The following is a 13,219-nucleotide window of genomic DNA, read 5'->3' on the forward strand; positions in this document are numbered from 1 at the left end:
TATCGGAATGGATTCGGAGCAAGATAAACGAAAATATCGAGAAGATTCGATAATTAAATGAAATCACTGTACTATTTTGATACACAGTTTTATGCCTTGATTGTGTGCATGGCTTGAATGCAAAATAGCTGTCTTGGAGGATTGAAATTGGTTGAAAAGGGCTTTAACTCAGATATCTCAGTTTCAGGTCTCACTTATCACGTCCAGACAGAGGACTGGGGCAGCGTTAATCCGTTCTTGGTAAGTCAGGTATTTTATAATGGTGCTGTGCTGAAAAGCATCAAGACTGCCTACTCAGATGTTCTTCCCAAAGGACCTGATTCAGATGGAAAATCAATTCGCCTGGCCATGAGACTTCAACACCAAAAAATTCTGGACCTCATAGCATCTGGCCAATTTCTCTGAGCATCGTTAACATAGAAGGATGATTGAATTCCATCATGTCTACAAGACATATGCCGGACCAACCTGTGCGCTAAATAACATATGCTTGAAAATCTTAAAGGGAGAATTTGTCTTTCTTATCGGCCCAAGTGGAGCCGGGAAGACAACTCTTTTCCGACTACTTTCTGCCTATGACCTCCCAAGTTCTGGCTCATTGTGCGTTTCCGGTTATCAATTGAGAGAAATGCGGCCGAGAGAAACCGCATTTTTTCGACGTCACATAGGAGTCGTTTACCAGGACTTTCGCTTGTTAAAAAGGCGCACCGTTTTTGAAAATGTTGCTCTCCCTCTCGAAATCAGAGGAGATCGAACACAGTACATACAAAGAAGAGTCAGTGAAATCCTAGATGAAGTGGGCTTAGCTCACAAAATCAGGCAATGTCCTGAACAGCTCTCCGGAGGGGAACAGCAGAGAGTGGCAATTGCCCGCGCTTTGGTCCATCATCCAGACGTCCTTGTCGCAGATGAGCCGACAGGAAATTTGGATCCAGATCTCAGCAAGGAAATTATGAATTTACTTGAAAAAGTCAATGCTCAAGGGACAACCGTGTTTGTCGCCACTCACGATTATTCATTGATCAATCGCCATACCCGTCGAGTCGTTGAAATTCGCGATGGTCATGTCATAAAGGATGCTTAACAAAATATGAATACAATCTGGATAAATGGATTTTTGCGTTCCTGGAAGCAGCAAACTGCAATGCAGCTGGCTACTTTGTCGGTTCTGACAGGAACTTTCGTTGTCGTTGCTATTTTTTTGCTTGTTCATCGAAATCTAAATCACATTCTTACCAACTGGGGAAATTCGGTTCGAATGAGCATTTTTTTAAGAGATTCCATTGGCACTGAGGAACTCAACAAAGTTCAGAAATTCCTCAATGATCTTCAGAAATTTAAAGAGATAAAATATATCTCTAAAGACGAGGCGGCCCGCCAATTCCTGACTCAAATGGCATCGCGCTCACCTGACTTCTTGAATGATCCTGATTTTGGCAATCCCTTACCCCCCAGTTTTGAAACAAGCCTCATCGACGAAATACCCAACCAGGCCCGCCTCTCCACTATGATGGAGCTCAAAGAGTACATTGGTCGACTGGAGGGTGTCGAAGAAATTTACTACGGTCAGGGCTGGGTAGAAAACTATGCAGCCCTCGTTCGCGCCTTTACCCTTACTAGCTGGGTTCTCGTCATTGTGCTATTAGGTGGAAGCCTTTTTGTTGTCGGAAATTCCATTCGCAGCATTTTCTTTCACAGACGTGACGAGATCGAAATATTGGAGCTGGTGGGTGCGACGCCCGAAATGATTCGCATTCCGTATGTGGTTGAAGGCGCACTGATGGGATTGTTAGCTGGGCTTTTAGCTATATTCGTTGTGTATATTCTTTTTGTAGTTCAAACCTCAGTGATCAAATCCCAAATGGGACTCTTAAATTTAGGACGGTATTTGGGATTCCTGGAAATCAAGGATGCTTTTCTTTTGATCTTTCTCGGGGGATTATTTGGTTCTCTCGGAGCCTTTTTCTGCGTCAGAAAAATTTGCAATGGTTGGTCAGCAGCTCAAAATCAGGAGCTATATTTTTGACCCCTGCCCTTCTCATATTCATGGCAAGCATTGCTCCTGCATTGACTTTGGCAATTGGGGGAGAACCTCAAGAATTGACGACGCCTGCAAAAATCGAATCCGCGAATACAATCGAAGAATTGGCGATTGATCTTCACTCTACAAAGGAAAAATTTGTCATTTCAGACGAAAACAGTCGGAAATTGCTTGGAAACCTCTACGATGTTAACGTTAAAATCAAGGACATGAGTAAAAGGAGGAACAGACTGACGGATGAGATGCTATCCGCAAAAGGTGATACGAATAGCCTCGCAAAATCAATTGTTAATTTGGAGGATCGCATAAAGAAACAGCGCAAACTTCTCTCGCGCAGACTGCGGACTCTCTATAAAATGGGAGAGCATGGAACCTTGGAAACCATTTTTTCTTCTCAGACGTCCTTTGAATTGGATCGTAACCTCGCTTTTTTGAGGCGGGTTGCAGACAGAGACTATGAGATTATTCAAGACTTTGAAAGTAATATCAAATCCCTTGAATCCCAGCGCTCAAAGCTAAAACGCAACATCCAAAATCTGGTCCTGGCACAACATCGACTCAAGTCACGAGAATCCATTCTCGAGACCGAACAAAAGTCTAAAAGCAAACTTTTGGTTCAGCTTCGCCAGGTCCGACAAGCTCATCTGGCCCATCTGGCTGGACTGCGCAAAAGAGCAACTGAAATCTCGCACCTCAATGAGATTCCCTCGCTGCTTGATGAAAGTTTTTTTGAAAGGAAAGGAACCCTACCTTTGCCCATGCAAGGCGAAGTCCTGCGAGAATACGGAGTTAGCCAAAATGATCGTTATAGATTCAAAACAAGCCACAAAGGTATATTTTTAGTAGGTGTAAAGGGACTGCCAGTAAAGGCTGTTTTTGATGGACTGGTCCAATTTGCAGGTCTAATAGACGGATACGGAAATACGGTGATCATAGACCATGGAGACCGGTATTACTCTGTTTACAGCCACCAAAGTTCTATTAATGTTAAGATAGGTCAAAAAATTTCCGAGGAGCAGGTGATTGGTCTCTCTGGTGTGAATACACATCAAGAGGCAGGTGTTTACTTTGAAATTCGGCATTTTTCAGGTTCGATTGATCCGAAACCTTGGATGAAGTGGCATGATGATATCGAAAAATTGCGACGATGAGGGACTAAATGAATAGAAGAGCAAACGGCCCGAAATGTGGATCACGAAAATATTGGTTGCTTATCGGTCCCATTTTTTTGGTTTTGTGGCTTGTTGGGTTTTCTGTCGGAGGGATCGGATCCTGGGCTAAGGAGCGCTACGCCGATCTCCAGCTATTTGCCAAGGTTCTCAATTTGGTTCAGCAATACTACGTCGAAGAGGTTGACACTCAGAAACTGATTTATGGCGGCATTAAAGGGATGCTGAGAGAACTTGATCCTCACACCAATTTTCTTGAACCCGACATTTTCAAGGAATTTGAATCCGAAACTTCAGGTGAATTTGGCGGGCTGGGGATTGAAATAACAGTCCAGGATGGCATCCTTACCGTCATCTCGCCAATAGAAGATACACCCGCATATGTGGCGGGAGTGAAAGCTGGAGACAAGATTGTTGAAATAAACGGTGAATCCACGAAAGGAATGACCTTGGTCGAGGCCGCCCAGCACATGAGAGGAAAGAACGGATCAAAGGTAAATCTGGGGATTTATCGCGATGGATTTGAACGCCCAAAAGTATTTTCAATTGTCAGAGCAACCGTCAAAATCAAGAGCGTCAAAACGGCGGACCTCGAGGACGGATATTTCTATGTAAAACTAACAAGCTTCATTGAAAATTCAGCAAAGGAAATGCGCAAAGCAATTGAAGGTCACATCAAAACCAGAAATGCAGTGGCTGGCCTGATCCTAGATCTCAGACGCAATCCAGGTGGGTTGCTTGAGCAGGCAATTGAAATTAGCAATATGTTCTTGGATAAGGGAACTATTGTGAGCACAATGGGACGAAATAAAAAGGAAAAAGAAGTGGTTTATGCAAAAAAATCGGGCGCTCTTCCCACTTTCCCTCTTGTTGTCCTGATTGATGAATACTCTGCCAGCGCCAGTGAAATTTTGGCGGGCGCCTTACAAGACAATAAGAGAGCCTTGATCATGGGGCAAAGAAGTTTTGGCAAGGGTTCCGTTCAGTCCGTGGTTAAATTGGGAGACGGGTCGGGTCTAAAGCTAACCGTTGCTCGCTATTACACCCCAAAAGGAGTTTCCATTCAAGCAGAGGGCATTACTCCTGATGTTATCGTAGAGAATTTCAGCACAGAAATATTGGCAAAGGCGAAAGTCAATCGAGATATCCGACGAGAAAAGGACATGAAGGGACACTTGTTGGGAGAAAGGGAAAAATATCAAAAATAGCAAATCCAAGGAAGGACAATAAAGGCGGAAGCGCATCAGAAACTGAAAGTGCAATTAACTACTGGTGGACAGAATCGAAAGAGGACTCAGCCGAAAAGCTATCATCCAAGGATTTGCTTTTAAAAGAGGATTTCCAGGTCCTCCAAGCCTACAATTATCTGAGGGCATGGAAGGTGATGAATAAACCCGACGAGGTTCCAACAAGTAAATAGGTGATACCTTATCGTTCATCGTGATTGATTATTCTTCAGAATTTCTGCTAATTCGTTGAGTCCGCTTATAATTGGCTTAAGCTCGTCATAATGACGAAGATGACGATTGCCTTCATAGTCGCCCTTTTTCAAATCTTCAATAAATCGACATATAACCAGAGTTGGCCCCGCGATTCGGTGTGAAATTATTAAGGAATAGAAAAAGGAGATAGTAGAAAAGCCCAATAGAGTCAAAAACCCTATCATCGTTATTTCAAATATAGCCCCATCCATATGAGCCTGAAGAACAGTGTCTTCACCGTAGAACTGCAAAATGACCTCACGAAGATCCTGCAAGCGAGTAAAAATGAATGCCACCATCACGCCAACAACTGCGAGAACGCTCACGATAAAATAAACGCTGAACTTCAACTGAAACTGCGGATTAAGAAGGTAATTCCTCCATCTGCGTTTGGGAAATTCTCGCTTTGACGAATCGCTGGCTCCAGTGTTCTGATTATTCATAGTATTCATTTCGACGTCCTTCCGTGGAATCAAAGTTCAGTTTCTATGCTAGCTGTCGATCCTCGCTAGGGCAAGATTTCGAGAGGGGGTTTTTATGTTTCGTCTCTTAAAAATCATATTTTCCATTTTTTTGCCATTTTTGGTCGTTCTTCATTCCTTCGGAAATGAAAGGCCTGGTTTTGGCGACGGAGCGGATTATGAGGCCCAACATTTGGACGCGTTGGTTCAGATCAGCTGCCATGAGAAGGGACACACAGAAATCGTCCATTTCAGATGTCAGGATTGGGTCCTAGATCCTGCCGAATTCACCTATTTCCTCGGGCCTTTAGGCCTACAGGCCGACTCCCTTATCTTAGAATCCGTTCGAGCGGACAGATCATCGGAAACAAAAAAAATGGCATATGATTCTGTCAAAGGTCGAACCTCAAGGCGAATCAATCTTTGGGTAACGACGCTCACACAGCGACCTCTTCTCAAAATTGGAACGAACAAAATTGAATGGGTCCTTTACTCAAAGGGAGTTGAAGTGGCCCATGGATATTTCACATCTGAGGTCAGCTCTGGTCCCAACCTGAGCTGCCCTCCAGGGCGCTATGTATCATATGATCTAAACGACTGTAGATCTCCAAGCAATATCTGCCGACAACACTTTGAAAGGCACAACTACTGTCAAGCCACACCAGCCATCAAGTAAGTCTTTGCTCATTCAGTTGCAGCACTTTTTGGAACTTCTCTGATAATGGCCTTGTCTATCAGATGGGAAACAACTTTCTCTTCCATCAGCTGAAATGAGAGCCGAGACTGATTCTCAGGCTTGTGGTAGTACTCATTCAAGCGGGATTCTTCGAGCCCCGTCTGTTTAGCAATTTCATTGATCTTAGCGTGCAAATCTTGGTGACTGGGACGCAGCGAGAGCTTATCCGCAATCGCGTCGACCAGAAAACTTGATTGCACAATAAACGTGGCCGAATCATTAAAATCCTGATCCCATTTTGTCTTGTATTCCTCAAAATCCATTTCTGAAAGACCTTGCTGATGCATTCTCTTTTTCACGTCCTCGATGAGCAATTCCTTTTGGCGCTGATGGAGGGAGCGAGGAACTTCCACCGGATTTTCAGCCACTAGGGCCTTGAGAATTTTATCTTTTAGCCCGCTTTTAATGTTCTCTTGCTCAGCCTCCTCAAGATCCTTCCGAATTTGAATTTTGAGAGCCTCGAGACTTTCGAAGGGTCCTGCTCGCTTTGCCAGATCGTCGTTAATTTCTGGTAATGCCTTTCTCTTTAGCCCCTTAAGGGTGACGTGAAAAACAACTGGTTTTCCTGCCACATCCGTATTGTGATATTCAGCCGGAAAGGCGAGATTAAGGGAAGTCGTTACACCCACCTTCATCCCAATGACACCCTCCTCGAAACCTTCAATAAACTGCTTGTTCCCAAGTTCCAAAAGATGTTGGTCGGATTGAGCCCCTTCCAGTGGCTTGCCATCAACAAAGCCTTCAAAGGCCACCTCAGCAACGTCGCCACTCTGGGCTGGCCGATCTTCAAAAATTGGAATCATCTCGGCATTGCTTCTTTGAATATTCTCTAAGACTTCTTGAGTTCGAGAATCTTCAACAACGGCTATTTCCTTCTCCACACTCAAACCCTCAAATTTCTTCAGATCAATTTGAGGTCGAATTTCAAATTCAGCGGAGAAAATAAATTCTTCATTATTTGCAAATTTATCAATGCGAATCTGCGGATAACCAATAGGGTCCAAAGAGTGCTCTTTCAGAGCTGACTCATAGGAGTCCGAAACTAGATTTTGGAGGACGTCATCTTTGACGCGGTCGCCATATTGTCTGCGAATCACGCTTATCGGCGCCTTGCCTTTTCTGAATCCCTTTAAGGAAACACTCTTTTGCAATTCCTTGTAGGCCTCTTCAAATGCTTCACTCACTTTATCGGCCGCAATTTCAAAGCTAAACCTGTGCGCCAGACCTTCCAACTTCTCCAAATTCACTTTCATGGACTCTCCTTATTTCCTACCGCTTTAGGAGTTTGAGTTCTTCCAAAACCAACTATATAATACTCGGGTCAGACTGAACCTTTTAAGTGATGCGGCAGCCCCAGGCAAGGAATTAATGCTTCACGTTAATATTTGAGAGGGCAATATCCCCATGAATCGTATCGATCAGCAGATCCTCTTCATCTCTGGCAAAGGCGGAGTGGGTAAATCTACGGTTGCGGCCAGCCTGGCTTTGCGTTTGGCGCAATCAGGCAAAAAGGTGCTTCTAGTCGAACTCAATGAGCAGAGCCATTTTCAGATTCTTTTGGAAAGGCCAATTACCTACTCTCCCATGGAGTGGAGACCCAATCTTTGGGTTTCTTGCTGGAATGGAGAAGCCTGTTTACGAGAATATTTCAAACACTATGTCCGAATCGAAACATTGGTGGACTTGTTCTTTAAAAATGTTGTTATGAGGACCTTTATTCAGGCCGCCCCCGCTCTCAGAGAAATATCCATTCTAGGCAAAGCAACCAGCGGAATTAGAGGCGTCGGTCCGGCCTTTGAGTACGACATCGTCGTTATTGATGCCTTTGCGACCGGACACTTTCGTGCCCTCTTGAGGGCCCCAAAAGGTCTCGCAGAGGCTGTTCGTTTTGGACCCATGGGTGAACAGTCCCGACAAATTGAAGCGATTCTCAAAAATCCAAAAAACTGCCAATACCGGGTGGTCACGCTCCCCGAAGAGCTGCCCGTTTCTGAGTGCCAAGATCTTGTTGAAAATTTGAGAAGCGAATGGGGAATTGCCCCAAAGATTATTTGCAACCGATTCTGGGAAATTCCTGGCACCAAAACAGACCTCAGCGCGCTCAAAGAGGACCTCAGCGCCCGAGAAGAGGAAGGAATTGAATTTTTAAGGTACCTCGAAGTGATTATAGATCGCCAACAAGCAGCCATCCATAAGCTTCGATCCTTTGCCGAAGGCTTTGATATCTTGCCTTTGCAGTTCTGTTCAACAGGCACTAGATTGATTGATGAGCTAGCAGAAAGGATCAAGATCAATGACTTCTTCGTTTCTTGATTCCCACAAAATTATCGTCTGTGCGGGCACGGGAGGCGTAGGCAAAACAACGCTGTCCGCCTGTTTAGGGATTTTTGCCGCAAAACGAGGCCGTCGCGTCCTTGTTCTAACCATAGATCCAGCACGACGCCTTGCTGATGCTTTGGGTATTAGCGCCCAAACAGATCAAGAAATGAAAATTGACCTCAAGGAGGCCTCCGGTTCTCTCACAGCGGTGATGGTAAATCCTTCCTTTATTTTTGATCGTTTTATTGAACGAGCCGCCCGTTCTCCCGAACGTGCACAACGAATTTTAAAAAATAATCTCTACAAACAGATGGCAACCACCTTGAGTGGATCCCAAGAGTTTACCTCTCTCGAGAAACTTTCTCTTAGTCTTGAGTCTGGTCTCTACGATCTTATCATCCTGGATACTCCACCAGCCCAGCATGCAGTTGATTTTCTCTATGCCCCACAGAAGATTTATTCCTTATTTCAGAATTCAATCTCCCAGTGGTTCATTAAGAAACCGGGTTCCATCGGACTGTTGCAAGAACTTTTTAGTCGAGGAACAAAAACTACGTTGACAGCACTTGAAAAAATAACCGGATCCTATTTCATCACTGAGCTATCTGACTTTTTTGAGGGAATGGCTGAGATTCAAAACGAGGTGTGTGCGAGGAGCATTGCCATCCATCGTTTGTTAACTGGGCCCGAATGCGCCTTCCTTCTAATTACCGGATTTGATCGAGCAAATTTGGATGCCACTGAATATTTTGTTTCAGAGTTACGCAAAGGTGGCTACAGCCTGCATTCAGTTATCGTAAATCGTTGCTACCCAAAATGGTCGCCAAGTGATCAGACCAAAGCTGATCCACGCTTTCAAGGAATTGTCGACTTCCACAGAAAACTCTCGTTCTTTAATCAACAAAAGGAGATCGAACTTGAAAAGTTCAATCGGACTCTCGGGCCATCCACAGCGGTTGTTCGAATCCCGGACTTAACAGCAGACATCACTGGAATCGAGGGTCTCGTTCGACTCGCAAACCTCATGGAACCTTATTTGAAGGGATCAATAAAATGAATTTTTTTTTGGTCAGTGTTTTTCTATTCAATCTTGCAATGGCCATCGGCTGCTCTAAGGTATCCCGGCCAGATACAGAAGACCGCTTCGAGAGCCCGACAAAAGACACCGATCAGACAATATTTGGAACAGCTTTAAAATACATGGCGAGCGAGCATTTCGAAGCGGCAATTGTCGAACTAGACAAAATTTTGAAAGGCGATCCGAATTCTGAGTTTGATTTGGTGGCTCTTTTCAACAAAGCTTCCGCCTTGGAAGGATTAGGAAAATGTCAGGAGGCCTCCGTTGTTTATCGTCAGGTCGTGAATCTTTCCGGAAAAAAATTCCCCCGAATTGAGGCTCAGTCTCTTTTTCGCCTGTCTTATTGCTTTGAATGTTTGGATCAAACTGTCAAACAGATAGCAAGCCTCAAGGATGCTCTCAAAAGAAAAAAGTTTTTGTCTTCAGATATCGCTGAAGCGGAACTACCCGCCCGACTGGCCGCTGCATATGCAAAGAATGGAGATCTGAAAACAGCCGAAAAATATTTTTCTCTTTCTCAAAAGGGACTCAAAGACGTCTATCGAGATGGCGAGAGCCCTTCCAATCGCAAAGAACTCCTCGCCAAAACTCTCTACTTTATGGGAAGAGTGCAGCCAAATCTTGAAACACTCCCTCAGCACGCAAATGCTTACGTTGGATCTCTTAGGTATTTACAGGGCTATTTACTTAAAAGCTCGGAGATGGGAAGTCGTGATTGGTCGCCTCGCGCCTCTAAAAACCTCAAGGAGGCCTACGGGGCAATTTGGCAGGCTCTCAATCGCCCTCCAAATTTTTCTCATAGTAAAGATGAAGGAGAAATCGAAAATAATCTCCGATTGTGGAAGACTCGGTTAGCGAGGGGCATCCTGGAGAATATCCAGATCCTTAAGGCGATGCGATTTCCTGACCCAGCAGAAGCCGCCGAAGTCCAAAGCATTTTTTCAGAAATTGAACTACAAGAAAGGAAGGTCGAAATTTACTTGGCCGACTTGGCGATTGGAAACGATTTAACTCCAGATGCAAAACGACGAGAAGGGCTTCGTCGACAAGGACGATTCAAAACCTCTCGATCAATTTTAGAGAAGGCCTCCAACTCTCAAGGTCCTCTCCCCAAAAAAGTGGGAGAAAAATAAATTGGACTCTTTGAAGAGATTTGCTCAAGGATTTTCATTTCTATTTAAAGGGATCGTCTTGCTTATGACCACACCTGATCTCCGGCGCTGGACCTTTGTCCCATTTATCGTCAATTTCGTTTTGTTTGTCCTCGGGTTTTATCTGGGAATAGCTTTTTTGCCTTCGATGGTCGCCTCTGCAATGGCTCTGATTTCTGCGGATCCGACAAGTATTATTGTCACAGCTGCATACTACCTTGCATTTGCTCTTTTCTGGATTGCCTTTGTTATTCTATGGACCTACGTGTTTTTCCTCATTGCAGGTGCTGTCGCTAGCCCCTTCAATTCTGTTTTGGCCGAAAGGGCCCTTATCTCTTTGGGACTTCTCAGCAAAGACGCCTCACAACCAAAGGGATGGTTGGGAACATTCTTCAGAGGCATACCCACTGCGACAGCGAAGCTTGTTTTTTCCTTGCTCCTTGGCGGCTTTATTTTTTTAATGTCGTTTATTCCTGTCTTATTTTTCTGTTCCTCATTCTTAGCTCTTTTGATTCTTGCAATTGACATCCTGGACCATTCGTTCGAAATCTATGAAATGAAATTCTATGAACGCGTTAAATTTGTTCGGACAATTTTTCCAGAACTGCTTGGCATGACTGCTGCCTTGGCTCTGAGCCTCGCTTTTCCAGGTATGATAATTCTGTTAATGCCAATCGCCGTTGTTGGAGGAGCTGCCGTCCTCAAGTCCCTGCCATCGGCAATAAGGAGCCCTCTTGATTCACGATACCATTCACCGTAAAATTGTAGAGAACCGCGCTCGTGTTGACTCCTGGTTTCGAACAAAAAGCACAGGGCTTTCGTTTCCATTTTATTCGAGTTTCGATATTCGTGATTCGGGTGTCATGATTGCCCCTGTCGACGCCAATATTTTTCCGGCAGGTTTCAATAATATTTGCCTAGTAGACAGGGAGCGGGCAGTTGATATTGTGCGTAAGTATTTGGATATTCATTACGGTCCCAAAATCGAAAAGATAGCTCTTTTGACCGAAGAACATACAACAAATCTTTTTTATTGGGATAACGTCGCCGTCCTTTTTGATTTTTTGAATCAATCGGGACATGTGACAAAAATTGCTTTTCCTAGAGCATTAAAGGAGACCATCTCCTTAACAAATGCAGCCGGAAGAAACTTAAAGATATTTGGCGCCGAAGTAGTGAATGGTCAGGTTGTGGTTGATGGAGAAAAGATAGACCTCGTTATTTGCAATAATGACTTTTCTCATTCCTATGAGGGATTCGTCAAGGATCTGAAGACCCCCATGAATCCTCCTCATACTATGGGCTGGCACAGAAGGCGGAAAAGCGAGTTTTTTGACCTCTATAATCGCCTCGCCTTCGAATTCGCCGAGATTATAGACATTCCCACTAAATTCATTCAAGTCGACACAGAACTCTTTCCCCATTTCGATCTCGCAAACAGTGAGAACCTGGAAAACTTGGCTACCTCTGTTGATAATTTTCTTGAACGCCTTGCAATTAAATATGAGGAATTGGGAATAAAACAAAAACCTTTTGCCTTTATTAAAAATAATGCAGGAACTTATGGTTTGGGGGTCGTTCATGTTAACTCTGGAAATGATGTAAGAGAGTGGAATTATAAAGCACGAAAAAAGATGAAGGCCGCAAAGGGAGGACGCGAGATTGTGGAAGTCATTATTCAGGAAGGAATCCCCACTCGAATTGTCACAGAGTCTGAAACCGCCGAACCTTCTATTTACATGATTGGATGTCATCTCGCCGGAGGATTTTTGCGTGCTCACAGCAAGAAGGGACCAAACGAGAGTCTCAACTCTCCCGGAGTCGTTTTCAAAAAACTCTGCGTTTCTGACTTGAGAGTAGCTATCGAGGGAGCCTCAATGGAAAATGTCTATGGTTGGCTCGCAAAATTGGGATTTTTAGCGATCGCCTACGAAGCTAAGCAGTCAAAAGTCGAGTTTGTGGGTTACAAAGCCGGCTGTTCTCTTTAGGGCAAGTTTTTTTGATTCCTTTGGCACGGCCTTTGGTCATGGTTTTTGAGGGGCCCTTATCGAATCTGTTTTTCTTCCCGATAAAAAATCTGTCAGGAGCAACTACGCTCAATGACTCATGAGGGATTTAGGGCAGATGAGAGATTCTAAGATTCTAGTAGGCAGCGCGATTACCATTGTGGCGACAATCGTCGGCATTTGGATTTCGAGCGAGTCTTGGAATGGGATTACCTACTACTATTGGGGCGACAAACGGCAACCTGCCGCCATTCACAAAGCTTTTGATTTTTCGCACCTAGAGGGAAGTGCTCTCCAACTGGCCTCTCAAAGGCGGGTTTTGTCTGAAGCCAAGGTGACTAACCTCGGTGACGGCAAGTTTGGTATCGAACTTGGCCATTTTATCACCCGAGGAGCGGATGGCGCAAAACAGTTCGCCTGCCAAGTCTACGATCGCATTGAGCTTGTATTCTTTGCCGAGGGCATAGCGATTGCTGGAGACAAACCCATAATGGTCGTCGAGGGGAATTGCCAAATTGACAAAGACATAAACCGCATCTCCGCAATTCCAATTCCAGTCAGTAAAATTCTGGCAGAAGAACCAGGTGATTTGGAGCTCAAGTACCTTGAGGAATCACCAGTCAGTATTCGCTTTGATCACATATCTGGACAATGGCCAACGGAATGGTCACTGTTTTCAGTGAAACTCTATGATAAGTCAGCGAATAATAAATTCTTTATAGATCACCAACAAATCAAAGAAACTTCTCCTTCACCAATCAAAATGAATTGGTAAAA

General features: G+C 44.3%; 13 protein-coding genes and 1 pseudogene. 12 read left to right on the top strand and 2 right to left on the bottom strand.

Annotated features, from left to right (window positions below; all coding sequences use genetic code 11):
* The first annotated feature begins 117 nt into the window (after positions 1–117).
* From IPJ71_10010 to IPJ71_10030, 5 genes and pseudogenes are all read left to right on the top strand, one after another.
* Positions 118–405, top strand: a complete 288-nt coding sequence (locus IPJ71_10010) for a hypothetical protein (GenBank protein ID MBK7844016.1) — start codon at positions 118–120, stop codon at positions 403–405.
* 19 nt (positions 406–424) lie between these two features.
* A complete protein-coding gene (gene ftsE / locus IPJ71_10015; GenBank protein ID MBK7844017.1) occupies positions 425–1,084 on the top strand; it encodes a cell division ATP-binding protein FtsE in 660 nt (219 codons plus the stop codon).
* Between the two features lie 6 nt (positions 1,085–1,090).
* Positions 1,091–2,026: a hypothetical protein gene (locus tag IPJ71_10020; protein MBK7844018.1), complete on the top strand. Its 936-nt coding sequence runs from the start codon at positions 1,091–1,093 to the stop codon at positions 2,024–2,026.
* The gene (locus IPJ71_10025) at positions 2,023–3,192 is read left to right on the top strand and encodes a peptidoglycan DD-metalloendopeptidase family protein (GenBank protein MBK7844019.1); all 1,170 of its coding nucleotides are present in this window, start codon (positions 2,023–2,025) and stop codon (positions 3,190–3,192) included. Before IPJ71_10020 ends, IPJ71_10025 begins: the two co-directional genes overlap by 4 nt.
* 8 nt (positions 3,193–3,200) lie before the next feature.
* Positions 3,201–4,630: pseudogene (locus tag IPJ71_10030) on the top strand (S41 family peptidase).
* A 15-nt stretch (positions 4,631–4,645) separates the two neighbouring features.
* Here the strand turns inward: IPJ71_10030 and IPJ71_10035 are convergent.
* Positions 4,646–5,143 (bottom strand): hypothetical protein, encoded by a 498-nt coding sequence (locus IPJ71_10035; GenBank protein ID MBK7844020.1) that lies wholly within the window; start codon positions 5,141–5,143, stop codon positions 4,646–4,648.
* 85 nt (positions 5,144–5,228) lie between these two features.
* Here IPJ71_10035 and IPJ71_10040 point away from each other — a divergent pair, with 85 nt between their 5' ends.
* On the top strand, positions 5,229–5,828 hold the full coding sequence (locus tag IPJ71_10040) for a hypothetical protein (protein ID MBK7844021.1): 600 nt from the start codon (positions 5,229–5,231) through the stop codon (positions 5,826–5,828).
* An 8-nt stretch (positions 5,829–5,836) separates the two neighbouring features.
* Here IPJ71_10040 and tig read toward each other — a convergent pair whose 3' ends face one another.
* Positions 5,837–7,141 (bottom strand): trigger factor, encoded by a 1,305-nt coding sequence (gene tig / locus IPJ71_10045; protein ID MBK7844022.1) that lies wholly within the window; start codon positions 7,139–7,141, stop codon positions 5,837–5,839.
* Positions 7,142–7,292: 151 nt separating this feature from the next.
* Here tig and IPJ71_10050 point away from each other — a divergent pair, with 151 nt between their 5' ends.
* The 6 genes from IPJ71_10050 to IPJ71_10075 all read left to right on the top strand — a co-directional run bounded on the left by IPJ71_10050 (position 7,293) and on the right by IPJ71_10075 (position 13,217).
* Entirely contained in the window at positions 7,293–8,201 is a 909-nt protein-coding gene (locus tag IPJ71_10050) for an AAA family ATPase (protein MBK7844023.1), read from the top strand.
* Positions 8,182–9,264 carry an ArsA family ATPase gene (locus tag IPJ71_10055; protein MBK7844024.1) on the top strand — a complete coding sequence of 361 codons (1,083 nt, stop codon included), beginning with the start codon at positions 8,182–8,184 and terminating at the stop codon, positions 9,262–9,264. The genes IPJ71_10050 and IPJ71_10055 overlap by 20 nt, the downstream gene beginning before the upstream one ends.
* On the top strand, positions 9,261–10,418 hold the full coding sequence (locus tag IPJ71_10060) for a hypothetical protein (GenBank protein MBK7844025.1): 1,158 nt from the start codon (positions 9,261–9,263) through the stop codon (positions 10,416–10,418). The genes IPJ71_10055 and IPJ71_10060 overlap by 4 nt, the downstream gene beginning before the upstream one ends.
* A gap of 1 nt (position 10,419) precedes the next feature.
* Positions 10,420–11,196, top strand: coding sequence for an EI24 domain-containing protein (locus IPJ71_10065; protein ID MBK7844026.1), 777 nt, complete (start codon positions 10,420–10,422; stop codon positions 11,194–11,196).
* Positions 11,171–12,424 (top strand): glutamate--cysteine ligase, encoded by a 1,254-nt coding sequence (gshA, locus tag IPJ71_10070; GenBank protein MBK7844027.1) that lies wholly within the window; start codon positions 11,171–11,173, stop codon positions 12,422–12,424. Before IPJ71_10065 ends, gshA begins: the two co-directional genes overlap by 26 nt.
* Before the next feature lie 136 nt (positions 12,425–12,560).
* The gene (locus IPJ71_10075; protein ID MBK7844028.1) at positions 12,561–13,217 is read left to right on the top strand and encodes a hypothetical protein; all 657 of its coding nucleotides are present in this window, start codon (positions 12,561–12,563) and stop codon (positions 13,215–13,217) included.
* Positions 13,218–13,219 lie beyond the last annotated feature (2 nt).

The organism is Bdellovibrionales bacterium, from assembly GCA_016714165.1.
In the GTDB taxonomy this organism is placed as follows: Bacteria; Bdellovibrionota; Bdellovibrionia; order Bdellovibrionales; family UBA1609; genus JADJVA01.

Excerpts from the sequence above, each read along its gene's own strand:
- IPJ71_10010 (MBK7844016.1), top strand. The coding sequence starts at position 118 with ATGCAAAATAGCTGTCTTGGAGGATTGAAATTGGTTGAAAAGGGCTTT.
- ftsE (MBK7844017.1), top strand. The coding sequence starts at position 425 with ATGATTGAATTCCATCATGTCTACAAGACATATGCCGGACCAACCTGT.
- IPJ71_10020 (MBK7844018.1), top strand. The coding sequence starts at position 1,091 with ATGAATACAATCTGGATAAATGGATTTTTGCGTTCCTGGAAGCAGCAA.
- IPJ71_10035 (MBK7844020.1), bottom strand. The coding sequence starts at position 5,143 with ATGAATACTATGAATAATCAGAACACTGGAGCCAGCGATTCGTCAAAG.
- IPJ71_10040 (MBK7844021.1), top strand. The coding sequence starts at position 5,229 with ATGTTTCGTCTCTTAAAAATCATATTTTCCATTTTTTTGCCATTTTTG.
- tig (MBK7844022.1), bottom strand. The coding sequence starts at position 7,141 with ATGAAAGTGAATTTGGAGAAGTTGGAAGGTCTGGCGCACAGGTTTAGC.
- IPJ71_10050 (MBK7844023.1), top strand. The coding sequence starts at position 7,293 with ATGAATCGTATCGATCAGCAGATCCTCTTCATCTCTGGCAAAGGCGGA.
- IPJ71_10055 (MBK7844024.1), top strand. The coding sequence starts at position 8,182 with ATGACTTCTTCGTTTCTTGATTCCCACAAAATTATCGTCTGTGCGGGC.
- IPJ71_10060 (MBK7844025.1), top strand. The coding sequence starts at position 9,261 with ATGAATTTTTTTTTGGTCAGTGTTTTTCTATTCAATCTTGCAATGGCC.
- IPJ71_10075 (MBK7844028.1), top strand. The coding sequence starts at position 12,561 with ATGAGAGATTCTAAGATTCTAGTAGGCAGCGCGATTACCATTGTGGCG.